General features: G+C 74.2%; 25 protein-coding genes. 15 read left to right on the plus strand and 10 right to left on the minus strand.

All coding sequences use genetic code 11. From position 1 onward, the window contains the following. Positions 1 to 113: 113 nt before the first annotated feature. Together HA039_RS03485 and HA039_RS03490 are read right to left on the minus strand one after the other, a co-directional pair. Entirely contained in the window at positions 114 to 887 is a 774-nt protein-coding gene (locus HA039_RS03485) for a transcriptional regulator (protein WP_167023584.1), read from the minus strand. Next, positions 884 to 1,306, minus strand: coding sequence for a hypothetical protein (locus HA039_RS03490; protein ID WP_167023587.1), 423 nt, complete (start codon positions 1,304 to 1,306; stop codon positions 884 to 886). The genes HA039_RS03485 and HA039_RS03490 overlap by 4 nt, the downstream gene beginning before the upstream one ends. 248 nt (positions 1,307 to 1,554) lie before the next feature. Between HA039_RS03490 and HA039_RS03495 the strand changes: the two genes are divergently transcribed. Beyond that, positions 1,555 to 1,845, plus strand: coding sequence for a hypothetical protein (locus HA039_RS03495; RefSeq protein ID WP_167023590.1), 291 nt, complete (start codon positions 1,555 to 1,557; stop codon positions 1,843 to 1,845). A 51-nt stretch (positions 1,846 to 1,896) separates the two neighbouring features. Here HA039_RS03495 and HA039_RS03500 read toward each other — a convergent pair whose 3' ends face one another. Continuing rightward, positions 1,897 to 2,223 carry a plasmid stabilization protein gene (locus HA039_RS03500; protein WP_167023592.1) on the minus strand — a complete coding sequence of 109 codons (327 nt, stop codon included), beginning with the start codon at positions 2,221 to 2,223 and terminating at the stop codon, positions 1,897 to 1,899. A gap of 317 nt (positions 2,224 to 2,540) precedes the next feature. Here HA039_RS03500 and HA039_RS03505 point away from each other — a divergent pair, with 317 nt between their 5' ends. The 3 genes from HA039_RS03505 (at position 2,541) to HA039_RS03515 (ending at position 5,525) form a co-directional block, all read left to right on the plus strand. Beyond that, on the plus strand, positions 2,541 to 3,824 hold the full coding sequence (locus HA039_RS03505) for an MFS transporter (protein ID WP_243869098.1): 1,284 nt from the start codon (positions 2,541 to 2,543) through the stop codon (positions 3,822 to 3,824). A 28-nt stretch (positions 3,825 to 3,852) separates the two neighbouring features. Next, positions 3,853 to 4,908 carry a YihY/virulence factor BrkB family protein gene (locus HA039_RS03510; RefSeq protein ID WP_167023595.1) on the plus strand — a complete coding sequence of 352 codons (1,056 nt, stop codon included), beginning with the start codon at positions 3,853 to 3,855 and terminating at the stop codon, positions 4,906 to 4,908. Between the two features lie 113 nt (positions 4,909 to 5,021). Then, positions 5,022 to 5,525: a hypothetical protein gene (locus tag HA039_RS03515; protein ID WP_167023598.1), complete on the plus strand. Its 504-nt coding sequence runs from the start codon at positions 5,022 to 5,024 to the stop codon at positions 5,523 to 5,525. 56 nt (positions 5,526 to 5,581) lie between these two features. Here the strand turns inward: HA039_RS03515 and HA039_RS03520 are convergent, their stop codons facing one another. The 3 genes from HA039_RS03520 to HA039_RS03530 form a co-directional block, all read right to left on the minus strand. After that, positions 5,582 to 7,186: a phytoene desaturase family protein gene (locus HA039_RS03520; RefSeq protein ID WP_167023601.1), complete on the minus strand. Its 1,605-nt coding sequence runs from the start codon at positions 7,184 to 7,186 to the stop codon at positions 5,582 to 5,584. Between the two features lie 2 nt (positions 7,187 to 7,188). After that, complete coding sequence (locus HA039_RS03525; RefSeq protein ID WP_167023604.1) at positions 7,189 to 7,677, minus strand: SRPBCC family protein; 489 nt, start codon at positions 7,675 to 7,677, stop codon at positions 7,189 to 7,191. 188 nt (positions 7,678 to 7,865) lie between these two features. Further along, positions 7,866 to 8,231, minus strand: a complete 366-nt coding sequence (locus HA039_RS03530; protein ID WP_167023607.1) for a nuclear transport factor 2 family protein — start codon at positions 8,229 to 8,231, stop codon at positions 7,866 to 7,868. A gap of 161 nt (positions 8,232 to 8,392) precedes the next feature. Here HA039_RS03530 and HA039_RS03535 point away from each other — a divergent pair, with 161 nt between their 5' ends. From HA039_RS03535 to gap, 3 genes are all read left to right on the plus strand, one after another. Continuing rightward, the gene (locus HA039_RS03535; protein ID WP_167023610.1) at positions 8,393 to 9,673 is read left to right on the plus strand and encodes a flavin-containing monooxygenase; all 1,281 of its coding nucleotides are present in this window, start codon (positions 8,393 to 8,395) and stop codon (positions 9,671 to 9,673) included. 77 nt (positions 9,674 to 9,750) lie between these two features. Continuing rightward, positions 9,751 to 10,707 (plus strand): GlxA family transcriptional regulator, encoded by a 957-nt coding sequence (locus tag HA039_RS03540; protein WP_167023613.1) that lies wholly within the window; start codon positions 9,751 to 9,753, stop codon positions 10,705 to 10,707. 141 nt (positions 10,708 to 10,848) lie between these two features. Beyond that, positions 10,849 to 11,844, plus strand: a complete 996-nt coding sequence (gene gap / locus HA039_RS03545; RefSeq protein WP_167023616.1) for a type I glyceraldehyde-3-phosphate dehydrogenase — start codon at positions 10,849 to 10,851, stop codon at positions 11,842 to 11,844. A 41-nt stretch (positions 11,845 to 11,885) separates the two neighbouring features. Here the strand turns inward: gap and HA039_RS03550 are convergent, their stop codons facing one another. The 4 genes from HA039_RS03550 to HA039_RS03565 all read right to left on the minus strand — a co-directional run bounded on the left by HA039_RS03550 (position 11,886) and on the right by HA039_RS03565 (position 16,868). Beyond that, positions 11,886 to 13,688, minus strand: a complete 1,803-nt coding sequence (locus HA039_RS03550; RefSeq protein WP_167023619.1) for an SMI1/KNR4 family protein — start codon at positions 13,686 to 13,688, stop codon at positions 11,886 to 11,888. Between the two features lie 55 nt (positions 13,689 to 13,743). Beyond that, positions 13,744 to 14,523: an alpha/beta fold hydrolase gene (locus tag HA039_RS03555; RefSeq protein WP_279592816.1), complete on the minus strand. Its 780-nt coding sequence runs from the start codon at positions 14,521 to 14,523 to the stop codon at positions 13,744 to 13,746. Positions 14,524 to 14,635: 112 nt separating this feature from the next. Next, positions 14,636 to 15,832: an acyl-CoA dehydrogenase family protein gene (locus HA039_RS03560; protein WP_167023625.1), complete on the minus strand. Its 1,197-nt coding sequence runs from the start codon at positions 15,830 to 15,832 to the stop codon at positions 14,636 to 14,638. A gap of 163 nt (positions 15,833 to 15,995) precedes the next feature. Then, positions 15,996 to 16,868 carry an aldo/keto reductase gene (locus HA039_RS03565; protein ID WP_167023628.1) on the minus strand — a complete coding sequence of 291 codons (873 nt, stop codon included), beginning with the start codon at positions 16,866 to 16,868 and terminating at the stop codon, positions 15,996 to 15,998. Between the two features lie 392 nt (positions 16,869 to 17,260). Between HA039_RS03565 and HA039_RS03570 the strand changes: the two genes are divergently transcribed. From HA039_RS03570 to HA039_RS03605, 8 genes are all read left to right on the plus strand, one after another. Further along, positions 17,261 to 18,814, plus strand: a complete 1,554-nt coding sequence (locus HA039_RS03570; protein ID WP_167036113.1) for a PP2C family protein-serine/threonine phosphatase — start codon at positions 17,261 to 17,263, stop codon at positions 18,812 to 18,814. Continuing rightward, positions 18,811 to 19,914, plus strand: a complete 1,104-nt coding sequence (locus tag HA039_RS03575; protein ID WP_167023631.1) for a cobalamin B12-binding domain-containing protein — start codon at positions 18,811 to 18,813, stop codon at positions 19,912 to 19,914. Before HA039_RS03570 ends, HA039_RS03575 begins: the two co-directional genes overlap by 4 nt. Then, entirely contained in the window at positions 19,911 to 20,351 is a 441-nt protein-coding gene (locus tag HA039_RS03580; protein ID WP_167023634.1) for an STAS domain-containing protein, read from the plus strand. Before HA039_RS03575 ends, HA039_RS03580 begins: the two co-directional genes overlap by 4 nt. Before the next feature lie 557 nt (positions 20,352 to 20,908). Beyond that, entirely contained in the window at positions 20,909 to 21,784 is an 876-nt protein-coding gene (locus tag HA039_RS03585) for a M48 family metallopeptidase (RefSeq protein ID WP_341830002.1), read from the plus strand. 53 nt (positions 21,785 to 21,837) lie between these two features. Next, complete coding sequence (thpR, locus tag HA039_RS03590) at positions 21,838 to 22,425, plus strand: RNA 2',3'-cyclic phosphodiesterase (protein WP_167023637.1); 588 nt, start codon at positions 21,838 to 21,840, stop codon at positions 22,423 to 22,425. A 151-nt stretch (positions 22,426 to 22,576) separates the two neighbouring features. Further along, a complete protein-coding gene (locus tag HA039_RS03595) occupies positions 22,577 to 23,089 on the plus strand; it encodes a hypothetical protein (protein ID WP_167023640.1) in 513 nt (170 codons plus the stop codon). A 131-nt stretch (positions 23,090 to 23,220) separates the two neighbouring features. Continuing rightward, positions 23,221 to 24,375, plus strand: a complete 1,155-nt coding sequence (locus HA039_RS03600; RefSeq protein ID WP_167023643.1) for a helix-turn-helix transcriptional regulator — start codon at positions 23,221 to 23,223, stop codon at positions 24,373 to 24,375. Positions 24,376 to 24,537: 162 nt separating this feature from the next. Then, positions 24,538 to 25,311, plus strand: coding sequence for a glycosyltransferase family 2 protein (locus tag HA039_RS03605; RefSeq protein ID WP_167023646.1), 774 nt, complete (start codon positions 24,538 to 24,540; stop codon positions 25,309 to 25,311). Positions 25,312 to 25,367 lie beyond the last annotated feature (56 nt).

The following is a 25,367-nucleotide window of genomic DNA, read 5'->3' on the forward strand; positions in this document are numbered from 1 at the left end:
GTCGGAAGAGCGGACCGACGGGGTGCCGGGCGCGGGGGTGCGGGCGCGGGGCGGTGGGGCGCCGGGCGCGGTGGTACGGGTACGGGGCGGCGGCGGGGGGCCGGATCGGGGCGTCACAGATAGGCCTCCAGGGCGTCGCGGAGCCGGCGCAGCAGGGCGATGTCGGGATCGGTGTCGACCGCGGAGACGGTGGCGACCCAGGACGGGACCGGCGGCGGGGCGGCCTCCGTCCCCTCCGGCGGGGTCTCGACCAGACCGGCGGCGGCGAGTCTGCGGATGTCGAGCAGGGTGTGGAACGCCGGGCGGCCGAGCGTCCACGCGATGTTCAGCGGCGTCCGCGCCCCGTCGGCCAGTTCCAGGAGCGCGCGCTGCCTGCGGGTGACGGCCTGGCCGGCCGCGGGGGCGCGCGCGACGACCGGCGCGGTGTCGACGGCGGCGTACGGCCAGACGTCGTCCAGCAGCCGCCGTCTGCGGAGGGTCTCGCGCTGGACGGCGTCGGCGGGGACCGGCCGCACGGGGCCGAACCAGTGCGCGACGCCGTAGCGGAAGCGGGTCGGACCGCTGCCGGGGGCCAAGGCGAAGAACGCCGCGTCGAACAGCGCCCCGAGGTGGCATATCTCCAGCTCGCCGTCGCCCAGGAACCCGCTCTCCACCAGGAACCGCCCCACGGCCCCGCGGCTCCCGGCCTGTTCGATGCCCTTCTCCCACGCCTCGTACGGCAGCCGGCCGCCCGCCGTGAGCATCACCTCGACACCGGGCGCGGCGGGGCTCTCGGCGTGCACGACCAGGCCGTCGGCGAGGTACAGCGTGCCCTGGTCGCGCAGGAGGGCGCCGGTGGCCCGCTCCCCCGCGAGTCTGACGAGCATGGGCGACACGGCGGCGGTCATGCCAGCACCAGCCGGGCGGCGAGCTGCTGGAGGCGTAACCGGGCGAGCGCGAGGTTGCCGGTGGCGCGGTCCAGCCACAGGTGGAGGAACACACTGCTGTCGAAGGTCGTCTCGACGAAGCACAGGATGTGGTAGGCGGTCCGGGTGGTGAGGATGAGGTCTTCGACGGGCGGCCCTCCGTCGGCCGCACCGCCTTCGTCGCGCGCGGCGGTGTCGTCGGGCGCGTCGGGCGCGAAGGCCGGGTACTCCGCCGCCGCCCGGGCGAGCTCGGCCGTCTCGGCCGCCGTGGCCTCGTGGTCGCCGTTGGGCGACTCCCCCGCCGTACCGAGCGCGAGTCCGCTCGTCCAGTCGACCACGGCCGCCCCGCGCGCTCCCGGCAGGTCCATGGCCTCCTGGAGGCATGCGTCGATTCCGGGCACGCGCAGTCCCTCCCCAGCCTTGCGTGCAGCCGTACGTGCGCACGGCAGTGACCGTGAGATTACGTAACGTGCCGCGCCCGGTGGGGAGTTCTGGCATTTTCCTTCGGAACATGCCAACCGCCGATAGGGTCCGCACAAGGCGTGTCGTGACCACCCGGATCCCCCGGCCGGTCACGGTGTGTCGCGAACCCGCAACCGGCGTGCGTATGTTCACCTCCGAGCGGTCGAATGTTCCCTAAGCTACGTGCGTGGCAGACACCCTGGACGAACTGGTCGAATTGCAGCGCGCCGCCGACAAGGCACAGGACCGCGCGGGAGAGTTACGTGCGGCGTTCGGGCCACCGGCGGTCGAACCCTGGACCGAGGGGCAGAGATCCACGTACGAGACGGCCTGGCGGGCGTGGCGCGACCTCGACCGGGACATCAAGGACGCGATCACGCGGTACGCGAAGCGGGAGACGCTCGACCGGGCCACCGTCGAGCGGACCGTACGGGCGCGCGTGGAGGGCCGCCCGGACGAGGCGTCGGACGACGGGTAGGGGTGCGGCGGTACGCGGCGGGCGGGGGTACGCGGCGGCGGGCGCCCGCTGTCAGTAGCCGAGGGCCTCGCGCAGCTGCTGCTTGTTCATCGACGAACGCCCGTCGATGTTCTTCTTCCTGGCCTCCGCGTACAACTGGTCCCTCGTCGGCCCCTGGGATCCGCTGTGGGAACGCTCGCCGCCCCGCCGGGACGCGGACTTCGGGTCCCGGAGAGAGGTGTCGCTCGCCGTCCTCGCCTCGCCCGACCGCGCCCGCTCCTTGTTCACCGTCCGCGCGGCGATCTCCTTCGCCCGCTTCTCCGGGGTGCCGCGCTTCTCGGCGCCTTCCTTGATGTGCTCGTACTGACGTTCCCGCTTACGACTCGATCCTGCCGGCATGGCGCTCTCCTCCACGGTCCGAACCGGTCACACGACAACTCGGTGCTTCTCGGCGCCTGCCCGGTCCTGGCGTCCTTCACGCCGCGCCCGTCGTTCCGTTGGGCCATCTGGACGCGGCGCGTGCGCGCAGCCTAGGGTCGTGTCACTCGTACGTCCGAGACCACTGACACCTCTGCCCGGTGACGGAGTCGGCGTGGGGCGCGCGTCCCCTCCCCACGCCAGCACTGGACGGTTCCAGGCGATGACCACGGGTCGGCACCTCAGGACGCCGACGACCCCGGGTGGTCCGCCCCGCCGGGCAGCGAAAGAGACGCGCCGTGTTGTCGGCGAGCTATCGTTCCCTGCTCCGCACCCCCGGTGCGGCCGCCTTCTTCCTCTCCGCCACCCTGGGCCGGGTCGGCATCGCCATGACCGGCCTCGGCATCATCTGGCTGGTGCACGGCCGGACCGACTCCTACGCCGTGGCCGGCCTGGTGACCGGCGCCTTCGCCGTCGCGGAGGCACTCGCCGGGCCCCAACTCGCCCGGCTGGTCGACCGCTTCGGCCAGACCCGGGTCCTGCCGCCCCTCCTCCTCGCCCACACCGCCGCCATGGCCTCCCTCGTCGCCCTGGCCGGCAGCGGCGGTCCTCACGGGCCCATGGCGGCGGCCGGGGCGTTCGCGGGCGCCACCGTCCCCCAGCTCGGCGCGCTGTCCGCCGCCCGCTGGACGGCGCTGCTCCAGGGCGACCGCCCCGAGGCGCTGCCCAGCGCCTTCGCCCTGGAGTCGCTCGGCAACGGGCTGTGCTACCTGGCGGGCCCCGCCCTGGTCACCACCGTCGGCGTGCGCACCGACCCGGCGCACGGGGTAGCGCTGGCTACGACCCTGGTGGTGGGCGGCGGGCTGGCCCTCGCCGCGCAGCGCCGTACGGCGCCCGCGACGGCGGGCGCCGCCGAGCGCCGGCGGGCGGGGCGTTCGCTGCTGCGGCCGGGGTTCGCGGCGCAGGTCGGCGTGAACCTCGCCCTGGGCCTGTACTTCGGCGCCACGCAGGTGTCGGTGACGGCGTTCGCGGTGGGGCACGGCGCGGCGGGCGCGGCGGCGCCGCTCTACGCGGTGTCGAACGGCGCGAGCCTGCTGGCCGGGTGGGTGTACGGGCTGCGCCGATGGCGCGGTGCGCCGCGGGTGCAACTGGCCTGGGTGACGGGCGGGGCGGCGCTCGGCTCCCTGCCGCTGCTCGCCGCCGGCTCGGTACGGGGGCTGGGGCTCGCGCTCGCGGTCACCGGGCTGGCCGTCCCGCCGATCCTGGTGCTGTCCTCGGTGCTCACGGCGGCGTCGGTGGACGGGGCCGCCCTCACCCAGGCGTTCACCTGGCTCAACTCGGCGAGCGCCGCGGGCGCGGCCGGCGCGGCGGCGCTCGCCGGGCGGGCGGTGGACGCCCACGGGCCGACCGGGGGCTTCGCGCTCGCCGCCGCGGCCACCACGGCGATGGCGCTGGTGGCGGCGGCCGACGCCCACGCCACGGGCCGGCGCCGACCCGCGCGCCGCGCGCCCGCCGGACGGCCCTGCGGGTCCCAGCCGCGCGGGTCCCGGCCCCGTGGGTCCCGGCCCCGCGGCGGGGCATGAGTGGGGCCTGAGCGGAAAGCCGCAGGGTATGGCACACCTTTCACCGAAGCCGGACCACGCGCGGGACCGCGGACGCGAACGCTCCGGGACGGGCCGGGACCCGGTCGTGGGTCCGGACGAGCGCGTGAAGGAGGCGTCGCCCGACCGGCCCACCGACTTGCCCGCCGGGTCCTGGTGGGCGGCGCTGCGCGGCACGGTCAGGGAGTTCAAGGAGGACGACCTCGCCGACCGGGCCGCCGCCCTGACGTACTACGGGGTCCTCGCGCTCTTCCCGGCCCTCCTGGTCCTGGTCTCCCTCCTCGGCGTCGCCGGCGAGTCGGCGACCCGGGAGGTCCTCGACAACCTGCGGCGGCTCGCTCCCGGCTCGGCCCGCGACGTCGTCACCGACGCGGTGGAGCAGGTGCGGAGCAACGGCAGCGGCGTGGGCTCGCTCCTGGCGGTCGTGGGGCTGGCGCTGGCGGTGTGGTCGGCGTCCGGGTACATCGCCGCGTTCATCCGCGCGGCCAACGCCGTCTACGACATGCCCGAGGGCCGGCCGGTGTGGAAGGTGCTGCCGCTGCGCCTGGCCCTGACCGTCGTCCTGATGGTCCTGGCGTGCGCCGGCGCCCTGATCGTGGTCTTCACCGGCGACCTGGCCCACCAGGCGGGAACCGCCCTGGGGATCGGCGACAGCGCGCTGACGGTGTGGTCGGTCGCCAAGTGGCCCGTCCTGCTCCTGCTCGTCGCGATCATGATCGGGCTGCTCTACTGGGCCGCGCCCAACGCCAAGGGCGGCGGGTTCCGGTGGGTGACCCCGGGCAGTTTCCTCGCCCTGCTGATCTGGATGGCCGCGTCGGCCGGCTTCGCCCTCTACGTGGCCGACTTCGCCTCGTACAACAAGACCTACGGCACCCTCGCCGGGGTGATCATCTTCCTGGTGTGGTTGTGGATCACCAATCTCGCGGTGCTCCTGGGGCTGGAGTTCGACTCCGAGCTGGCCCGCCGGCGCGCGATCGCCGGGGGCAGTCCCCCGGACGAGGAGCCCTACGTCGCGCCGCGTGACACCCGCTCGTGGACCGACCAGGAGCGGCGCCGGATGGAGTGAGGGCGCGGGTGGGGGCGAGGCCCCGCCTGGTTGCGCGGCGGGTTGCGGGGTAACCGGAACAGACCATCGACAGCGTCAAGGCCACCGGCCGAGATCAAGGAGAAGGCACACCGATGACTCAGCGAGACAGCGACAATTCCCTGCCCACTCCCGAGGAGTTGCGCGCGCGGGTGGAGCACACGGTGGACGAGGTCGGCCGGACCGTCGACGAGTGGGCGGCCCGGGCCGACGTCCAGGAGCGGGCCGCCGCCGTCCAGGAGCGGGCCGCGGCGGCGAAGGACCAGGTGGCCGACCAGGCCTCCGTGGTCAAGGACCAGGTGGCGGAGAAGGCCGCGCAGGTCGGGGATCAGCTCCGCGGCGGGACCGACCGGGCCGCGCGGCTGGTGAAGGACAACACACCGGATCCCGTCCTCGACACGGCGGCCACGGCTGCCGCGCGGGTACGGGAGACCGCCTCGCGCGTCGGGCGGTTCGCCGCGGACCGGGCGCCCGCGCCGCTCAGCGACAGCGCGGGCCGGTTCGCGGCGTCCGCGCGGAACAACCGCGCGCCGCTGATCGCCGCGGGCCTGGTGCTCACCGCGTACCTGGTGATCCGTCACGGCGGACGGACCCGCTGACCGCGGCCCGGCCCGCGACCCGGTACCGACGAGGCGGGCACCCGGCCCGCCCGGCCTCATCCCCGCGCGGCAAGGGCCCGCTGAGCGGCGGTCAGGAAGCGCGCCGGCCCTTGCGCGCGGAGGGCGGCGCGCGCCGCGTTGGCTCCGGGGGCGCCGTGCACCCCGCCGCCGGGGTGGGCGGACGCCGAGGCGAGGAACAGACCCCGCACGGGCGTCTCGGGGCGGCCGGTGCCGGGGAGGGGCCGGAAGACCAACTGCTGGTGAAGGCTGGTGGTTCCGGCGTTGATCGCGCCGCCCCGCAGGTTGCTGTCGGCCGCCTGGAGGGTGGGCGGCGCGAGGATACGGCGGGCCAGGACCCGCCCGCGGAAGCCCGGGGCGTACCGCTCGATCTCCTCTTCGAGGCGGTCGGCCATCCTCTCCTGCTCCGCCGCGTCCCAGCGGCCGGTCAGGCCGTCCGGGCCCGCGTCGCCCTTCACGTGGTGCGGGACGTGGGTGTAGGCCCAGGCCGACTCCGTGCCGGCCGGTGAGCGGGTGGCGTCGGCGGTGGTCATCTGCCCGAACAGCGCGAAGGGCCGGTCCGGGATCAGCCCTCTGGCGATCTGGGCGGCGAACCGGGTCAGCGCGTCGACCCCGTCCGCGAGATGGACCGTGCCGGCCGAGGCGGCTTCGGGGGCGGTCCAGGGCACGGGCCCGCCGAGCGCCCAGTCGACCTTGAACGTCGCGAAGTCCCACTGGAAGCGCCGCAGGTCCTCGAAGACCCGGGCCGGCAGGTGCTCGGCGCCGACCAGCTCGCCGTACAGCGCGGGCGCCGTGACGTCGGCCAGGACCGCGCGGCGGGCGGGGATGCCCTCGCCGCGTGCCGTACGGACGCCGACGGCCCGGCCGCCGCGGACGACGATCTCGGAGACCCGCTCCCCGCAGCGGACCGTGCCGCCCCGTTTCGCCAGGCGGTCCATGAGGGCGGTGGTGAGGGAGCCCGCCCCGCCGACCGGCACGGGAAAGCCGTACGCCTGCCCCAGCATCGACATCAGCCACCCGAATCCGCCGCTGACGGCGGCCTCCGGGGGCAGGTCGGCGTGCAGCGCGTTGCCCGCCAGCAGGAGCCGGCCGCCCTCGCCGTCGAACTCCTCCTCGCCGAGCCTGCGGACCGGCAGGAGCATGCTCCGGGCGAAGCGCAGGCCGCCCGCGCCGCGCAGCCGGGCCGCGAGCCGCGCGCCGGCCCGTACCGGCGGGAAGGTCGTGAACAGCGCCGCCAGCAGGTCGTCGCCCAGCCGGTCGAAGGTCGTGCAGAGGCCTTCCCAGGCCCGGCCGTCACCGGGCGCGAAGGCCTCCAGCGAGGCCGCGGTGACCTGCCGGTCGCGGTCCAGCACCGCGCAGCGCCCGTCCAGGAGGGGATGGGCGAGGACGTGGGGCGCGTGGGTCCACAGCAGCCCCTCCTTGTCCAGGTCGAGCGCGGACAGGACCGGGGAGGCGGCGGCGAGCGGGTAGAACGAGCTGAACAGGTCGTTCACGTACGCCGGATGGACGCCGCGGTCGCTCTTGACCGCGCCTCCCGGCTCGTCCTCGGCCTCCAGGACCTCCACGGTCCAGCCCGCGTCGGCGAGGAGGTTGGCGGCGACGAGCCCGTTGGGACCGGCCCCGACGACCACGGCGTCCGTCATCGTCAGCCCTTCCGGGCGGCCGCGGGCCGGGCGTCCGCCGCGTACGTCTCCCCGGGTTCGCGCGACTCCTCGACCACCTTCGCGAGCCGTCCGAGCATGCTGCGGTGGCGGAGCTGGATCAGCGCGTCGAGGACGACGTTGTGGGCCAGGGCGCCCCAGCCGCGCAGCGGGTGCTCGTCGAGGATCACGAGGGTCTGCTCGCCCCAGGGCCGTACGTCCAACGCGATCCGGGCCGTCCCGAGGGGGCCGCTGTGCGCTTCGAGTTCGAGGATGCGGGGCTCCTCGACGCGCCGTACGACGGTGCGCCCCTCGAAGGACCGGGGGCCCAGCGTCACGGTGTACGCGAGCGACGAGCCGACCTCCGGCCAGTCACCCCCGGCCGGCTCGGTCCCGGACGTCCCGACGACCCAGTCGGCGTAGCGGGACGCGTCCGACAGGACGGCCCAGACGGCGTCGGGGTCGCGGGCGATGAGCTGGTGCCGAACGGCCATGAGTGCGCTCCTGCGGGTTTCGGCGCGGCGGGTGAGAGGGTCCGGGTGCCCGGTTTCCCGGGCCTGACACCCGCGCGGCACGTATCCGGCGGTACCGGCACATACAAACAGCTGACGACCCGCTCCGCCCGTCGGGAGAGGGCGGCGCGACCACTCCGCTCCGCCCTCCGACGGGCCGCCTCGCGGTGTCAGGCCCGCAGCCGCAGCAGGGCGATGGCGCCCTCCGTGAGGGTGACCACGAGGGTGGTGGGGCCGTGGCGCAGCGTGCCGGACAGGTCCGCCTCGACGACGATGTCCCCGCCGAGCGCGCTCACGGGGTGCATCCGTGTCGGGGTGATGTGACCGCCGTGCGCCAGGAACTCACGCTCGGCCCAGGCCGCGATCGCCTTCCTGCCGCGTATCTCGCGCCCCGCGTCGTTGACGATGGCACCTTCGGCGAAACAACCGGCCAGCCGGTCGAGGTCGCCGGCGTTGAGCGCCGCGACGAAGGTGTCGATCAGCGGGGTCTCGGCCTCGGGGGCGTACCGGTCGGAAAGTTCGTCCACATTCGTCATGCCGTTCGCCTGCCCCTGCTGACGCCGCCCATGCGAGGCCGAGGTGGGCGCGGTACGGGGCGTTGGTCACGTACCCCCCGAAAAGCGGTCATCCGCCCGGGGTGTCAGGGTGGGTGGGTACGTCCGTACCGCTTTCGAGACGTCGTAGGTGAGGCCTTCCCATGTCCGCTCCCGCGTTCCGTGTCCCCGCCGTGGTGGTCGGCGCCGGCCCCGCCGGGCTGGCGACCAGCCACCACTTGGCCCGGCTCGGTGTCGAGCATGTCGTGCTGGAGCGCGACAGTGTCGGCGCCACCTGGCGCTCGGCGCGGTGGGACAGCTTCACCCTGGTCACCCCGACCTGGTCGTTGAGGCTGCCGGGCCTGCGGGCACCGGACTCCGACCCGGACGCCTTCCTTCCCCGCGACGCCTTCGTGGAGCTGCTCGACGGCTACGCGCGGGACGCCGGACTTCCCGTCCGTACGGGAGTCGAGGTGCGCCGGCTCCGGGGAGAGGGCGGCGACTACGTGCTGGACACGTCGGAAGGCGCGTGGTCCACGCGGGCGGTGGTGATCGCGAGCGGCGCGCTGCGGGTGCCGAACGTCCCGGCGGGCATGGACGTACCCCCCGGCCTCACGGCGCTGCACGCCGTCGACTACCGCCGTCCCGGGCAACTGCCCCCGGGCGCGGTGCTGGTGGTCGGCAGCGGGCAGAGCGGCACCCAGATCGCCGACGAGCTGCGCCGCGCGGGGCGGCGGGTCCTCCTCGCCACCAGCGCCGCGGGGCGGGTCCCCCGGCGGTACCGCGACCGGGACGTCTTCGGCTGGCTGCGGCAGCTCGGGATGCTGGAGCAGTCCACCGAGCAGGCGCCCGCCGAGGCGCGGCGCGCACCGCAGCCGGCCGTGAGCGGCGCCCACGGGGGCCGCACGATGGCGCTCCAGCAGCTGGCCAGGGACGGGGTGGTCCTCCTCGGCCGCCTCACCGGCATCCAGGGCGGGCGTTTCCACTTCGCCGACGACCTCGCGGACCACATGCGGGGCGCGGACGCCTTCGCGGAGCGCTTTCGCGGCCAGGTCGACCAGGCCCTCCAGGGCCGCCCGGCGGGGGCGGAGGCGGGTCCTGAGGCGGGTCCTGAGGCGGGTCCTGAGGCGGGACCGCCCGACACCGATCCCGCCGAGCTGCCCCTCGACGCCGTTCCGGCGGCTCCGACGGAGATCGACGCCCGTGGCGAGGGCATCTCGACCGTGCTGTGGTGCACGGGCATGGGCCCGGACACCGCCTGGCTGCCGGACGACCTGCTCACCCCCACCGGCGTCCCGAAACACCGGCTGGGGGCCACCCCCCTCCCCGGCGTCCACATGGTCGGCTTCCCGTGGCTGACCCACCGGGCCTCCGGGATCCTGTACGGCATGGGCGCGGACGCCGCCCGGGTCGCGGAGCGGATCAGGGCGGACCTCGCGACGTGACGCCGTGAGGGGAGGCGGTCACCCGCGCCGCGAGGCCGGCGCCGGAGCCGCCCGTGTCCGAGCCGTACGCTTTCCCCGTGACCGCTCCCTACCTGCAACGTGTCGCCGTCCTCGTCCTCGAAGGGGCGAAGCCGCTCGATGTCGGCATTCCCGCGCAGGTGTTCACGACCCGCGCGAGCATGCCGTACGAGGTACGGGTCTGCGGCGCGGCACCCGGTCTCGTCACCGGGGGCGACGGGTTGTCGTACTGGGTCGACCACGGTCCCGAGGCGCTGGCGTGGGCCGACATCGTCTTCATCCCCGGCTACCGGTTCCCGGGGCGCGAGGACCCGCCGCGGGCCGTGCTCGACGCCCTGATCGAGGCCCACGGCCGCGGCGTACGGCTCGCGGCCATCTCGACGGGCGCCTTCGCCCTCGCCGCCACGGGCCTGCTCGACGGCAGGCGCGCGACGACCCACTGGCACTACACGCGGGCGCTGGCGGCGCGGCACCCGCTGGTCCGGGTCGACGAGAACGTCCTGTTCGTCGACGAGGGCAGTGTGCTGACGTCCGCGGGCGCCGCCTCGGGCCTCGACCTGTGCCTGCACATCCTGCGCCGCGATCTCGGGGTGTCCGCGTCGAACCACGCGGCGCGGCGGCTGGTGGCGGCGCCGTACCGCAGTGGCGGTCAGGCGCAGTACGTACGGCGCAGCGTGCCCGAGTCGCTGGGCGAGCGGTTCGCCGCCACCCGGGAGTGGGCGCTGCACCGGCTCGGCGAGCCGCTGACCCTCGACGCGCTGGCCCGGCACGCGGCGGTGTCCCCGCGCACGTTCTCCCGGCGCTTCACCGAGGACACCGGGTACACGCCGATGCAGTGGGTGATGCGGGCCCGGATCGACCTGGCCCGGGAGCTGCTCGAACGGTCCGATCGCGGGGTCGAGCAGATCGCCGCCGACGTCGGCCTCGGCACGGGCGCCAATCTGCGGCTGCACTTCCAGCGCATCCTGGACACCACGCCGAGTGAATACCGGCGGACCTTCACCAAGGGGGAATAGCGGACCGCCGCCCTCGGCCGCCGGCCCACCCGTGGCGTGCCGAGCGGCAGTGGCGTGATCCTTTCGAACCGTGGCACTCGCGCCGCTGCCGTCGGCGCACCCCGCGCGCGAGACTTGAGGGGAACCGAAGGGACACCACTCATGACTCGCATCGCCATCAACGGATTCGGCCGCATCGGGCGCAACGCGCTCCGCGCCCTGCTCGAACGTGACACCCGCCTCGAGGTCGTCGCCGTCAACGACCTCACGGAGCCCGCCGCCCTGGCCCGGTTGCTCGCCTTCGACTCGACGGCCGGCCGCCTCGGCCGCCCGGTGACCGTCGACGGGGACACCCTCGTCGTGGACGGCCACCGCATCAAGGTGCTCGCCGAGCGCGACCCGTCCCGGCTGCCGTGGGCGGAGCTGGGCGTCGACATCGTGCTGGAGTCGACGGGCCGCTTCACCTCCGCCGAGGCCGCCGGCGCGCACCTGACCGCCGGCGCCAAGAAGGTGCTGGTCAGCGCCCCGGCGAGTGGCGCGGACGTGACGCTGGCGTACGGCGTGAACAACGACGCGTACGACCCGGAGGCGCACACGATCATCTCGAACGCCTCCTGCACGACCAACGCGCTCGCGCCGCTGGCCGCGGTGCTCGACGAGCTCGCGGGCATCGAGCACGGCTTCATGACCACCGTGCACGCGTACACCCAGGAGCAGAACCTCCAGGACGGCCCGCACCGCGACCCGCGCCGCGCCCGCGCCGCCGGTGTCAACATCGTGCCGACCACGACGGGCGCCGCCAAGGCGATCGGCCTGGTGCTGCCCAACCTGGAGGGCAAGCTGTCGGGCGACTCGATCCGCGTCCCGGTCCCGGTGGGCTCGATCGTCGAACTGAACACGACCGTCGCCCGCGACGTGACGCGCGACGAGGTGCTGGCGGCGTACCGCGCGGCGGCGGACGGGCCGCTCGCGGGGGTGCTGGAGTACTCCGAGGACGCGCTCGTGTCGTCCGACATCACGGGCAACCCGGCCTCGTCGATCTTCGACTCGGAGCTGACCCGCGTCGAGGGCCGTCACATCAAGGTCGTCGCCTGGTACGACAACGAGTGGGGCTTCTCGAACCGCGTGATCGACACACTGGAGTTCCTGACCCGCTGATCCGGAGCCGATCCGACGCCGGGTCGACGGCGGGGTCAACGTCAGGTGGACCTGCCGGCCGCGTCGGCCCGGCCGGCCAGGTCCTCGGCGAGGTCGTCGCGCCACCGGACGGACAGGCGGTCGTACAGGATCGTCGCCGCCGCCTCCGGCAGGGGCAGGAGGACGAACTCGCGCAGCGCCCCCGCCGCCGCGTTCCGCGCCACCCACGCGCCCAGGTCGGCCTTGGTGACGGGCGCTGGGGGGTCCGACTCGTACCGGGACGCGTCCAGCAGCCCGCGTGCCGCGCGGGATTCCGCCGCGAGGGTCCTCATCCGCAGGTCGAGGGGCGAGTCGGCGGACAGGTCCACCGGTTCGTCACGGCGGATTCCCTCCAGCGCCCGCACGATCTCCGGGTAGCCGTCGATGCCGGTCTCGGACGCCAGCCGGGCGAGCTGCGAGGCCATCGCGGAGCGCAGCCGTTCCGGCGTCGTCCGGTCGACCAGCCCGCCGAGGTCGAATTCGCGTACCCAGGAGACCGGCTGCCGCGTCTCCCGCACGTCGTCCAGGACCGGCAGCAGCAACGCGCTCGCCAGCGGCGTGTCGTGGTCGCTCGCCGGATCCCAGGTGATGCCGTGCTCCGCCGCGAGCTCCGCCGCCAGCCGGGCGTACGCGGCCGTCGAACCGGGCCAGGGGTCGGCGCCGACGGTCTCCCACACCTGTCCGTCGGGTCCGGTCACGTAGTCCTCGCGGGGCGAGTCGACCCGTTTCTCCCCCTCGGACCGCTCCACACCGTCCTGCACGACGGTGAGGCGCACCTCGGGCCCCTGCTTCGTCAGCCGCACGACCCGGGTCCCCCGGGACAGCCGGCGCAGCACCTCCGGACGTCGGAGCTGGGGGTCGCCGCCCTCCTGGGTGACGTACGACCATCCGCCGCCGCACGAGCCCGTCCGGACCAGCGGACGGTACGCCGCCCAGGGCGCGGCGGCGGACAGCCGCGCCTGCTCGCGGCTCCGCGGCCCGGCGGTCGCGGGCACGGCGCCGAGCCTGGCGGGCAGTTCCTCCGGGGAGACGCCCGCCACGAAGACGACGTCCGGCTGCGCGGGTGGCGCCTCTGCGGTCGGGCCCGCGTCCATGAAAACGGCGTAGTACCCGTGGTCCGGCGGGACAAGCCGCTCGGGTTCGGCCGCGACCGGGACCCGCGGCTCGTCGGCCTCGGCGGCGAGGGCGAGCGGCGAGAGCGGATCGGGGATGATCGTCCTGTCGTCGTCCCAGATGACCCGGTCCTCGACGGCGAGCGGTATCCGCCCGTTGAACAGCGTGCCGTTCTCCAGAGCCGTGGCGAAGTCGGCGAGGACGCTCCCCAGCTCCTTCCACGGGGTGAAGGACGGCAGGTCCTCGTCGAAGTACCGCCCGACGCGCCCCAGGTGGGGGCCGGGGCGCGAGACCAGGAACATTCCGTCGGACGAGTGCCAGCCGATGCCGAGGGTGATCAGGAGCCGTTCGTGCGGCCAGTACGCGTGCTCGTCCCGCGCCTCCTCGTCGAGCTCGGCCTCGTCGTTGTCGTCGTCCTCGGCGTCCTCGGCGCCGAGACCCCGCAGGAACTCCGTGCTCCTGACGATGTCCTCCACGCCGGACAGCGGTCCGTAGTACCCGAGCGTCAGGGTCCCCTCCTCCAGCCGCACGCCGTCGTGGCGCAGCAGCGACGCCCTCAGGTCGGACGGGAACGTCACTCCCAGCCTGCGCTCGGCCACCTCGATGTCCTCCGGCAGGGCCGGCGGCCGGAGCAATCCGTGAGTGTGGGAGGCGTGCTGCGCGAGCCATGCCTCGATACGGGCCCAGGACTGCTCGACGGTCGAAGTGATCATGTCGGCACACTAGGGCGCGGCACTGACAATCCCGTGCCCGGCGTTCGGCGCCGACCTAGTGGGGGGCCTGTCCGGCCAGCGCGGCGGCGACGACCGCTTCCGGGTTGTCGCGGTGGACGGAGTGGCCCGCCCCCGGGACCGTCGACCACGTGAAGTCCGCCTTGGCCGCCGCGAGGCGCAGGCCTTCGGCGGCCGTGAAGGTCGGGCCGCGGTCCGGGTCCGCGGCGAGGACCGTCACGGGGCAGGCGGTGGCGGCCAGGGTCTCCTCGTACGACCAGGGCACGTTGTGGCGGAAGAAGCTCTCCACCACGTGGGGGGTGGTCTGCCGGGCCGCCTGGGCCTTGAGGAAGGCGTCCTCGGGATGCCAGAGCGGGTTGGCCGCCGACAGCGCCTCCTGGGACGCGTCCAGCTCGGCCGTCACCTCGGCCGCGAGATCGGTGGCGACCGTGATCACGGGGTCCACGAGCAGCAGGCGTGCCGCCCAGCCGGGCTCGGTGCCGGCGGCGGCCGTGGCGACCACGCCTCCCAGCGAGTGCCCGACCACCAGGTCCCACGGCCGCGGCGCCCCGTCCGGGGACGGCGGGGTCAGGTCCAGGACGTCGGCCGCGAAGCCGGCGATGTCGTACCGGACGGTACGCGGAGCGTCTCCGTGCCCCCGCAGGTCGGGAGCGGTGACCACCCACCCCGCGGCGGCCATCTCGTCCGCGACCCGCCACCAGCACGCGGCCGAGGACGTCAACCCGTGAAGCAGGAGCGCATGCCGCACCCCGTCCGGGCGACCCCACCTCCGAAGAGGCAGCTGAACGGGCACGGGAGCGAGCTGTCGATCAGTCATGCGCGCATACAAACACACCCCCAACACGCACGGCGCCGCCCCTCACGCAGCCACGTGCCCGGGCGACGTTCCGGGCAGGGACCAAGACCTCGTAGCCGCGAGGCGATCTGCCCTACAGGAAGACCGATTCGACGGGGTTGCCCATGAGGGAGGAGCCGAGCAGGCCGAGGTTCGCCTCGTAGTTGAGCAGGGCATGGTTGCTCAGGACGGCGAGGTCCCGGTTCATGCGCTGGCCCGCGACGTCGAGGCCGAAGGCGCTCGCCCCGCCGATGCGGGAGAGCTTCGTCGCCGCCTCGGTCGAGCAGCGCGTCACGTACGCCACGGTGGCGCGGACGTGCACGCGCTCCTCGGGGGTCATGTCGGTTCCCGCGACGGCGTGCCCCTGCACGAGGTCGACGGCGTCGCGGGCGAAGGCGAGGGCGGACTTGATCAGCATGTCGATCTCGCCGACCTGGTACTGGGCGACAGGGCTCGCCGACTGCGGCGCGAAGTCCTCGAACGACGTGGCCCGGCCGGGAGCCCGCTCCAGGAAGGACCGCAGGGCGCCCTGCGCCATGCCGAGGAGCGTGCCGGCGCTCGCCAGCAGCAGGAACGGGAACACCGCGTACGAGTACTCGACCTCGCCCCTGTTGGCGTCCGACGCGTGTGCTCCGGCCAGGAGCGGCGGGAAGAACACCGCGCGCTCCGCCGGGACGAACAGATCGGTGGCGACGGAGGTGTTGCTTCCCGTTCCGCCCATCCCGCTCATGTTCCAGTCGTCGAGGACCGTCATCTCCGGGGTGGGGACCAGCACGAGGTACGGGGCCATGGAGCCGTCGTCCTGCGGCAGGAGTGTGGCGAGGACGTTCCAGGTGGAGTCCAGGACGCCGGTGTTCCACGGCCAGCGGCCGTTCAGCACGAAGCCGCCGTCCACCGGGGCGAGGGTCCCGGCGGGGGTCGAGATGCCCGCAACCCGGGCGCCCGGGTCGGCGAAGACCTCTTCCTGCACGGAGTCGGGGAACAACGAGGCCCAGTACCCGCACAGGGCGTACAGCGCCGTCACCCAGGCCGTGGAGCCGCAGGCGGTGGCGAGCGTACGGGTCACCTCGAACTCCGTCGCCAGGCTCGCCTGCGACCCGCCGAACCGGGCGGGCGTGGTCAGCCGCGTCAGCCCGGCCGCCTCCAGGGCCTCGACGTTCGCCGCGGGCAGCCGCTTCCCCCGCTCCGCCTCGGCGGCGTTGCTCCTCAGCAGGGGGAGCAGCCCCTCCGCCGACGCGACCGCCTTCCGGTCCACCGTTCCCGACACCACGCCGAATTCCCTGACGGTCATCTCTGTCTCCTGTACGAGCCCTGCACGGTCTCCGCGTACGGCCCGGGCGCGCGGAGCGCCGAGTGCCGTCCTTTGTTCAACGACCTCGCCGGTCGTTCGGTTCAATCCGGGCATCGGCGGCCGGAACCGGCCAGGGGTGAGGACTACAGGTCAGGGCCCCGGGTCACAGTGCGTCGAGTGCCGAGCGCTCGCTGTCGTCGAGCGTCAGGTCGGCCGCCGCCGCCGAGTCGCGGGCGGTCTCGGGCCGGGTGGAGCCGGGGATGGGGACGACAAGCGGGGATTTGCCGAGCATCCAGGCGAGGACCACCTGCTGAGGGCTCACCCCGTGCGCCTCGGCGACGCGGGTGAACCGGTCGTGGACGGGGGTGCCGGCGTCGGAGCGGGAGACCCCGTGCAGCGGACCCCAGGGCAGGAACGCGATCCCCAGGGAGTGGCAGAGCTCCAGTTCGGGTTCGCTGGAGCGGAACGCGGGCGAGAACTGGTTCTGCACGGCGACGAGGCGTCCGCCCAGGATGTCGTTGGCGAAGGAGATCTGCTCGGTGCCGGCGTTGGAGATGCCCGCCATCCGGATCTTCCCGGCGTCGAGCAGGTCGCGGATCGCGCCGACGGAGTCCTCGTACGGCACGTCCCGGTCGGTGCGGTGCAGGAAGTACAGGCCGATCGCCTCGACCCCCAGCCGCGCGAGCGAGCCCTCGCAGGCGGCCTTGATGTGCTCGGGCCGCCCGTTCACGGGCCAGATGTACGGGCCCGGGTCGAGGTCGGGGCGCGAATGACCGCCCTTGGTGCAGACGAGTACGTCCGCTCCGCCGCTGTGGGAGGCGAGCGCCTTGGCGATCAGTCTCTCGTTGTGCCCGAGCTCGTCGTGTCCCGCCAGGTGGTAGGAGTCGGCGGTGTCGATGAGGGTCACCCCGGCGTCGATCGCCGCGTGAATGGTGGCGATCGACCGCGCCTCGTCGGGCCGGCCCTCGATCGACAGGTTCATGCCGCCGAGCCCCACGGCGCTGACCTCGGCGTCACCGATCCGGCGTGTCCGCATTCTGATCCACCTCTTCCAGAAGGAATGACCGTTACCAGGCTTTTGTACCTTAATTCTAGATCAGTCCCGGGCCCCGCCGCCCTGGTGCTGCGCGGGCGCCGCGGCAGGGGTGTCACGCCCCCGGCGGACGGTACGGTCCGGGCCGGCGTACCCACGCCAGACGTCAACGGCCCCCGCCGGAAGGACCATGGGCCGGTTGCCACGACAACTCGCCATGAGGGATGGTTGCCTGACGGCAACGTTCCTTCGAGTTGATGAGGTGAGGGATTCGCACAGCGGGTCCTGAAGATTTGGTCTCCACCCACGTGCAGGCCGGCGTCGGTTCGTCCCACGGTTCCCCGTGGGGCCACGCCCCGTACCCCGTTCTGGTCGCCGACATCGAGGGCACGCTGGTGAGGCGCAACGACGCCGCCCGCGTCCTCCTGCCCGCCGCCCGCCCCGGAAGACCCTTCGCGCAGGGGGTGCCCTCCTGGTTGTCGGCGGCGCACGACCGCCTGCGGCACACACACCGGGAGACCGGCCGGGCCCCGGGCGCACCGCACTTCGGGCCGATCGGCGAGCGCAGTTACGAGGCCCACCCCAGCGTCCAGGACGACGGCGCCGTCGCGTGGTGGCTCCTCGACGACACCGATCACCGCCTCGTCCGCGAGGCCCTCCACCAGGAGCGTGAGCGCACGGCGTTCCTGGTCCAGGCGTCCAACACCCTGCTCTCGTCGCTCAATCCGGGACGCTGCATGGACGTGATCGCGCAGTTGGCCGCGGAGCACCTCGCCGACGCGGCGCTGGTCGTCGCGCCGTCCCGGGGGCACCAGTTGCCCGTCGTGACCTGCGTGCGCGGCGGCGCCCCCGTACCGTCCCACGAACCGGTGGTCCCGGACGACGTGCCGGGACTCGGCGAGGCGCTGCGCGGCTTCCCGCCGGTGCCCTCGCGGTGGATCGATCCCGCGGCCGCGCCCGCCTGGCTGGTGCCCGAGGGGTTCGGCCCGGTCGGCTCGATCGTGATCACACCGCTGCCCGGCCACGGAGTCCCGGCGGGGGCGGTCGTCCTGCTGCGGGGCCCGGAGGCGGAGGCGTTCAGCGAAGGGGAGGAGGTGTTCGCCCGGCTGTTCGCCGCGCGGGCCGGCGCCGCCCTCTCGGCCGCGCGCATGTACGCCGAGCAGTCCTCGATCACCGAGGTGCTGATGCGCGAGCTGCTGCCCCCGTCCCTCCACCAGATCTCCGGGGTGGACTTCGCCGGCGGCTACCGCCCGTCGGCCGACCACGAACGGGTCGGCGGGGACTTCTACGACGTGCACCCCGCGCCCGTCGAGGGCCAGGCGTCGCTGGCCACGCTCGGGGACGTGTGCGGCAAGGGGCTGGAGGCCGCCGTGCTGACCGGCAAGATCCGCAACACCCTGCACGCGCTGCTGCCGATGGCCGACGACCACCAGAAGATGATCAGCCTGCTCAACACCGCCCTGCTGAACTCCCATCACACCCGGTTCGCCACCCTGGTCCTGGCGTCCGCCGTGCGGGAGGGCAGCGGGGTCAAGCTGCGCCTGACCAGCGCCGGACACCCGACCCCGCTCATCCTGCGCGCCGGCGGGACCGTGGAGGAGGCCGAGACGCGCGGCACCCTGGTCGGTGCGATGCCGAGCGCCCCCGCCCGTACCGCGGCGCTCACCCTGGCACCCGGGGAGGCCTGCGTCCTCTACACGGACGGCATCACCGAGGCCAAGGGCGGGCCGATGGGCGGTGTGCAGTTCGGCGAGAAGCGGCTCCAGCGCGCGCTGTCGGAGTGTGCGGGCATGCCGTCGGAGAGCATCGTGGAGCGGGTGCAGATGCTGGCCTCGCAGTGGGTGGGCCAGGGCGCGCACGACGACATGGCCGTCGTCGTGATCTCCGCGCCCCGTTCCCACCACCTGAGTGCGGTGAACGGCCGTACTCGGGGCAGATTCACCGCATGAGTACCAGTACCCGACACCGGCCTCCCGGCGGCACACAGGTCCCGTACCTGGTCGACGCGCTCTGGGAGGCCGTCTCAGCGGCGGACGAGTACCTGGCCACCGGTGTGGTCCTGGACGCGCTGGAGGAAGGCGCGGACCCGGAGAGCCTGTTGCTGGACGTGATAGCCGTGGTGCAGGCCAGGGTCGGCGAGGAGTGGGCCGCGAACCGCATGGGTGTGGCCCAGGAGCACGCGGCCACGGCCATCAACGAGCGGGCCGTCGCCGCCCTCTCGTCCCACCCGGCCGCCCGTGCCGCCCGTACCGCCCCCCGCCTGGGCAGGATCACCGTCGCCTGCGTGGACGGCGAATGGCACGCGCTGCCCGCGCGCCTGCTCGCCGAGGTCCTCGCACTCCGCGGCTGGCGGGTGGACTACCTCGGCGCCCAGGTCCCGGCCCCGCACCTGATAGCCCACCTGCACCGCACGGACGCCGACGCGGTCGCGCTCTCCAGCTCGATCGCCACCCGGCTGCCGACGGCGCACGCCGCGATCACCGCCTGCCAGGCCGTGGGCGTTCCCGTACTCGTCGGAGGAGCCGCGTTCGGGGCCGCGGGACGGTACGCCCGCCCGCTCGGCGCCGACGCCTGGGCGCCCGACGCCCGTGCGGCGGCCGACCGGCTGGCCCGCGGCCCCCTGCCCCGCCCCCGGCCGGGCCATCTGTCGGTCGACGACCTGCCCCACCTGGCCGACCAGGAGTACACGACGGTCGCCCGCAGCGCCCCCGCACTCGTACGCACGGTGTTCGGCGCGCTCGAGGACGCGTTCCCCGCCGTGCGGGCGTACGACGAGGCGCAGCGCGAGCACACCGCGGAGGATCTCGCGCACATCGTGGAGTTCCTCGCCACGGCGCTCTACCTGGACGAGGACGAGCTCTTCACCGAGTTCGTCCTGTGGACCACCGGGATCCTCACCGCTCGCGGCGTACCCGCGCACAGCCTGCCGCCGGCCCTGGACATCCTCGCGCGCGAGCTGAGGGACTTCCCCCGGGCGACCAGGATCCTCGCCCACGCCACGCGCGCCCTGACCCCCGCTCACCCCAGCACCGCCAGGAATCCCGTATGACCACCACACCCTCCCCCCGCCTGCGGCTGACGACCGTGGACACCGACGCGACGGTCCACATCGAGCTGCACGGCGATCTCGACTACGACCAGGCCGACCGGCTCCTGGAGGCCGTGACGGCGAAGCTCGCCGAACACCCCCGTCTGGAGGACCTGCACCTGCACTGCGCGGGGCTCGGGACCGTCGACTCCATGGGGCTGTCCGCCCTGCTCATGATCCACCGCCGGGCCGCCGCGGCAGGGGTACGTCTCCATCTGGACGACCGCACGACGACCCTGGACCGGCTCCTGACCCTCACGGGCACCCGGGAGCACCTCACGTCGTTCCCCGCCGACGCCGCGCACCCGTCCCGCACGCCCCTCTCCGCGGAACCCCCCGGGGCGGCCGGGAACGCCCGGACGGCGGCCCGTACCTCCGAGCCCGACGGCACCACCTGACGTCACGGTCGGCCCCTTCAATTCGCCTGCCATGCCGGTCATATGGTGGGATCACCTGGCGCTGGACGTGGAGCGTCACGCTCACGTCCGGGCGGTACGACGCGAAGGGGCGGGCGGGCCCGACGGCCCGGCCGGGGGTGGGGGGATCATGGGAACGCCGACCGCTGCCGTGGGGCAGGTGGAGTCGTGTCCGGAATGCGGCACCGGGATGGCGGTGCACCGGGGGTACGTCACGTGGTGTGCCTCGTGCGACTGGAACGTCGACCCCGGTACGCCCGAACCGGCGGCCGGCCGGGTCGAGGCCTTGCGGCGGCGCCTGGCCCGGCGGCACGGCCAACGGCTCTTCGAGGAGATGGCCGGCGGCGTGGATCCGCGCCCGCACCGCGACACGTCCAGTGTCCTCGCGTACCTCGTCGCGCTGGCGGTCCACGGCAGCACGGTGGTGCTGGCGGCGGCCGGCGTCACGCTGATCGTGGCGGGCTGGGAGACGGTGAGCCAGCCGGTCCTGGGGGCCGTACTCCTGCTGCTGGCCGTCACCGTCCGGCCCAGGACCGCCCGTGCCCGACGACGTCCCGGTGCTGAGCCGGGACGAGGCGCCCCGGCTGTTCGCCCTCGTGGACGAGGTCGCGGCGGCCGTCGGCACCACCGGCGTGCACCGCGTGGTGGTCGTACCCGACGCGAACGCCTCGGTCGGCACGTACGGCCTGAGGGGCCGTCGGGTGCTGCGCATCGGGCTCGGCCTGTGGGAGATCCTCACCCCCGCCCAGCGCGTGGCGCTCCTCGGCCACGAACTGGGACACTACGCGCACGGCGACACCCGCCGCTCGCGGGTCGTCGGCACCGCCCTGCGGACCCTCGCCGTCCTGGTGAACCTACTGACACCGGACCCGCCCGACGGGCTGCTGGAGCGGGTCGCGGTCAGCACGCTGCTGGCGCCGCGCGCGGCGGCCCTGGGCCTCCTCACCGTGCTCGACCATCTGACGCTGCGGGCGTCGCAACGGGCCGAGTACCTCGCCGACGCGGCGGCCGGACGGGTCGCCTCCACCACCGCCGTCGTGGAGTTGATGGACCGCCTGCTCGTCAGCGACACGGTCGGCGACAAGCTGCGCCGCGAGTCGGTCCTCGCCCAGACCCGGATCGGCGGAATCCGGCCACGCGACGCCGAGGACGGGTTGTGGGAGCGGATCGCGGCGCAGACCGGGGCCGTTCCGGCGCGGGAGTACGAGCGGCTGCGCCGGGCCGGTGAGCGGCGCGGCCACAGCGCCGACTCGACGCACCCGCCGACCCACCTGCGCCGGCGGCACCTGGCCGGAGCCGCACCCCGCCCGGCCCGCGTGACGTGCGACGAGAGCGCCTCCCTGGCGATCGCGGCGGAACTGGCCCCGGCACGGGCGGCGATCGCGCGGCGTGTCATCCGCGACTGCGCGGGGTGAGCACCGCTCGCGCGCGGGCCGCCCACCGGTCCGGATGCGGTACGAAGAGCGGTGTGAACGAACGTACCCGGCCCGCGGGCATCCGTGTATTCGTCGCCCTCGCCCCGCCGGACGACGCCAAGGAAGAACTGCTCGGGGAGGTGCGTCCCGCCTACGCCACGCATCCCGGCATGCGGTGGAACCGCGTGGAGGACTGGCACATCACCCTGGCGTACCTCGGGGAACTGCCCACGGAGACGGTGCCGCCGCTGCGCCGGCCCCTCGCCGACCTCGCGGCGCGCCGCCGCCCGCCCCGCCTCGCGCTGCGCGGCAGCGGCACCTTCGACGACCGGGTGCTGTGGACCGGGCTCGACGGCGATCTGGACGAACTGCGGGCGCTGGCCGCGGACGTGCGTACCGTCGTAGCCGCCTGCGGGATCGTCTTCGAGGACCGGCCCCTGCGGCCTCATCTGACACTCGCCCGCGCGCGCCGGGGAGACCTCGCCTCGGTGGGTGAGATCGCGGGCGGGCTCGCCTCGTTCACCGGGCGCCGGTGGGCCGCCGAGCGTCTGCATCTGGTGGGCAGCAACGCCGCCCGCGGCGACGGGCCGATCCGGTACCGGGACATCGAGGCGTGGCCGCTCGGTCGCGCCCTCCCCTAGAACCTGCCCGGTGCGCGCCCGCTGGTCGGCCATGGCCTGATTCCCTCCCCCAAGTTTCTGGGATGGGCGTCCCTTCCCCTCCGCAGCAGTCTTGAGCACGACACGAACGGACGTACATCCCGTACGTCCGCGACGAGGGAGAGACATGTCCATGCGCAGAAGGCTTGTGGGGGCGGTGGCCGCGGGTGCGGCTCTGGCCGGGATGGCGACCGCGGTCGCGCCGGCGGCCGGAGCGGCCGAGCGGGGCGCCGGAGCGTCGGCGAGTGTGTGGCGCAACATCGTGATCGACGGCACGTACACCATCCGGGACGACGAGGGCCTGTCGGCCGGCACGTACTGCAACGGCAACGTGGCGACCGAGAGCTGGGTCAACGAGGAGCGCACGCCGTACCTGTGGTGGTCCACCACCTGCGGCGGCGAGATCCGGACGGAGATGCACGTGTCCGCGCAGACGGACGCGGGTGGCGGGGCGCGGGTGTTCGTCACACTGATGCTGTTCGAGGGGACGACGGACACGAACGACGACCGGGACGCGTTCGTCGAGTTCGACCGGTACATCCCGGCCGACAAGCTGACCCGGCCCGGGGAGATCGCGCTGCTCAGCGTGGAGAACGGTGGCAAGGACTGGGCCAAGTTCAACCTGACCCTGCGCAACACCGCCTGACCGTTCCCGTCCGCGCCACCTGGGGGTTGGGCCGGACGCGGCCCGCGCCCCCCGAGAGCCCGGTGGCGCGGCGGCGCGCGCACCACGCCGAACCTCTCCGCTTCGGAAGCGGCCGCCGCTAATCTGACCGAATGGGGCGGTACGGGGGAACCGAACGCACAGTCAGGGTCCGGGACTCGGTGGTCCGGGCGGCGGGGGCCGCGCGGACCGTCGAGGACTTCTTCGACGCGGTCACGCGGGCCATGGCGCCCGCCCTGCGCTTCGACGTATGGGCGGGCGTCACCGTCGACCCGGACACGCTGATCAACACGGGGGGCAACTACCGGAACGCGGTGCCCGACACGTTGATGCCGCGCATGCTCGACATCGAGTACCGGGAAGGAGACGTCAACTCGCTGCCCGAACTCGCGCGGCGGCCGGTGCCGGTGGGGCTCCTGAGCGAGGCGGTGGGCGGCGACCTGCACCGTAGTCCGCGCTACCGGGACATCGCCGGGCCGCTGGGTTACCGGGACGAACTGCGGGTGCTGTTACGGGACCGGCACGGCGCCTGGGGCGCGCTGGTCCTCGGCGTCGGGGACGACGGCGAGGGGTTCGGTCCGGCCGCCACGTCGTTCGCCGCCGCGCTCGCGCAGCCGCTCGGGGACGCGTTGCGGCGGCTCCACCTGACCCGGCGGGCACAGGAGGAGCCGGCGGGCACGGCACCCGGGCTGATACTGCTGGACGACGCCTACCGGCCGGTGCACCTGACGCCGGCGGTCGCCCGGTGGTTCGACGACCTCCCGGAGGGACCGGCGCCCGCCCCGCCCCTCGGCGCGGTTCGCGGGCCGGCCGCCGGGGGCGCCCCCGGTGAGGGCGCGGGGCCAGGGGGCCGGCCGCCCGGGTTACCGCCCGCGGTGTACGCGGTGGCCGCGGCCGTCCGGGCGCCCGGCGCGCGGGAGACGCTCACCTCGTGGGCCGTCACCCGGAGCCGCGGCCGGGTCCGGCTGCACGCCTGGCAGGTCGACGGGCCGGCCCCGGCGCGGGTCGCCGTGGTCGTCGAGCAGGCCGCGCCCGGCGAACACATCGCGCTGATCGTGGCCGCGTACGGGCTCACGCCGCGCGAACGGGACATCGCCACCCTGGTGCTGCGCGGCCTGCCGACCGCGGAGATCGCGCGCTACGCCCGGCTCTCCCCGCACACCGTGCAGGACCACCTGAAGTCGGTGTTCGACAAGACGGGGGTACGGAGCCGCCGCGACCTGGTCGGCGCCCTCTTCGCCCGCCACTTCGGGCCGCGGCGTCCCTGACCCGGCCGACCTCGCCGCGCCACCGGCCCGCCCCGCCGCGCCACCGGCCGGCCGGGACGTGAGAACGGGTCCCTGGCCGGCGACGACCACCCGCGTGGCGATTCCCGCTCGATCACGGTGCTTGAATGGACCTTCGTTCCTGATCCGGCAAGGAGAAGCGCTGTGCCCCTGGTATCTGTCGTGATGCCCGTGTACAACTCCGCGGCCACCCTCGGCGCGGCGGTCCGATCGGTGCTCACCCAGACCCACGCCGATCTGGAGCTGCTGGTCACCGACGACCGGTCCACGGACAGTTCCATGGACCTGCTCCGCGAGTTCGCCGAGCGGGACGAGCGCGTCCTGCCGGAGTCGGCACCCGAGCAGGGCGGTGCGGGCCGGGCCCGTAACCTCGCGATCCAACGGGCCCGCGGGGACTACATCGCCTTCCTCGACAGCGACGACATGTGGCTTCCGGAGAAGACCGAGAAGCAGCTCGCGTTCGCCGCCGAGGCCACCGCGCCGTTGACGTTCACGTCGTACTTCAAGATGGACGCCGACCACGACGGCGAGAGCACGGAGTGGGTCCCGAACGGCCGGGTGATCCGCGCGCGGGGGCACGTGGACTACCGCGCGATGCTGGTCCGGGACCACATCGGCGCCCTCACGGCCATGTACGACCGCAACGTCCTGGGCACGAGGCTGATGCCGGAGATGCGCAAGCGCCAGGACTACGCCCTCTGGTTGTCGATCATGCGGGACGGGGCGGACGCCCGGGGCCTGGCCGAGCCGCTCGCGGTGTACCGGGCCCACCAGGCGGGGTCGCTGTCCTCCAACAAGCTCTCGCTCGTGCAGTACAACTGGTCCCTGTACCGCGAGCACGAGCGTCTGTCGGTGCCGCGGGCGACACGGGCGCTGACCGGGGCCGTGTGGCAGTCGCTGCGCAACTCGCGCGTCTGACGCGCACCGCTGCGCGTCCGGCGCGCACCGCTCCCCCGGGGCCGCTCCACCGGGGC

The organism is Streptomyces liangshanensis (assembly GCF_011694815.1).
GTDB lineage: Bacteria > Actinomycetota > Actinomycetes > Streptomycetales > Streptomycetaceae > Streptomyces > Streptomyces liangshanensis.

Excerpts from the sequence above, each read along its gene's own strand:
- HA039_RS03530 (WP_167023607.1), bottom strand. The coding sequence starts at position 8,231 with ATGACGAATGTGGACGAACTTTCCGACCGGTACGCCCCCGAGGCCGAG.
- HA039_RS03560 (WP_167023625.1), bottom strand. The coding sequence starts at position 15,832 with ATGACCGTCAGGGAATTCGGCGTGGTGTCGGGAACGGTGGACCGGAAG.
- gap (WP_167023616.1), top strand. The coding sequence starts at position 10,849 with ATGACTCGCATCGCCATCAACGGATTCGGCCGCATCGGGCGCAACGCG.
- HA039_RS03595 (WP_167023640.1), top strand. The coding sequence starts at position 22,577 with ATGCGCAGAAGGCTTGTGGGGGCGGTGGCCGCGGGTGCGGCTCTGGCC.
- HA039_RS03600 (WP_167023643.1), top strand. The coding sequence starts at position 23,221 with ATGGGGCGGTACGGGGGAACCGAACGCACAGTCAGGGTCCGGGACTCG.
- HA039_RS03500 (WP_167023592.1), bottom strand. The coding sequence starts at position 2,223 with ATGCCGGCAGGATCGAGTCGTAAGCGGGAACGTCAGTACGAGCACATC.
- HA039_RS03565 (WP_167023628.1), bottom strand. The coding sequence starts at position 16,868 with ATGCGGACACGCCGGATCGGTGACGCCGAGGTCAGCGCCGTGGGGCTC.
- HA039_RS03520 (WP_167023601.1), bottom strand. The coding sequence starts at position 7,186 with ATGACGGACGCCGTGGTCGTCGGGGCCGGTCCCAACGGGCTCGTCGCC.
- HA039_RS03580 (WP_167023634.1), top strand. The coding sequence starts at position 19,911 with ATGACCACCACACCCTCCCCCCGCCTGCGGCTGACGACCGTGGACACC.
- HA039_RS03535 (WP_167023610.1), top strand. The coding sequence starts at position 8,393 with ATGTCCGCTCCCGCGTTCCGTGTCCCCGCCGTGGTGGTCGGCGCCGGC.
- HA039_RS03525 (WP_167023604.1), bottom strand. The coding sequence starts at position 7,677 with ATGGCCGTTCGGCACCAGCTCATCGCCCGCGACCCCGACGCCGTCTGG.
- HA039_RS03515 (WP_167023598.1), top strand. The coding sequence starts at position 5,022 with ATGACTCAGCGAGACAGCGACAATTCCCTGCCCACTCCCGAGGAGTTG.
- HA039_RS03510 (WP_167023595.1), top strand. The coding sequence starts at position 3,853 with ATGGCACACCTTTCACCGAAGCCGGACCACGCGCGGGACCGCGGACGC.
- HA039_RS03575 (WP_167023631.1), top strand. The coding sequence starts at position 18,811 with ATGAGTACCAGTACCCGACACCGGCCTCCCGGCGGCACACAGGTCCCG.
- HA039_RS03555 (WP_279592816.1), bottom strand. The coding sequence starts at position 14,523 with ATGACTGATCGACAGCTCGCTCCCGTGCCCGTTCAGCTGCCTCTTCGG.
- HA039_RS03550 (WP_167023619.1), bottom strand. The coding sequence starts at position 13,688 with ATGATCACTTCGACCGTCGAGCAGTCCTGGGCCCGTATCGAGGCATGG.
- HA039_RS03485 (WP_167023584.1), bottom strand. The coding sequence starts at position 887 with ATGACCGCCGCCGTGTCGCCCATGCTCGTCAGACTCGCGGGGGAGCGG.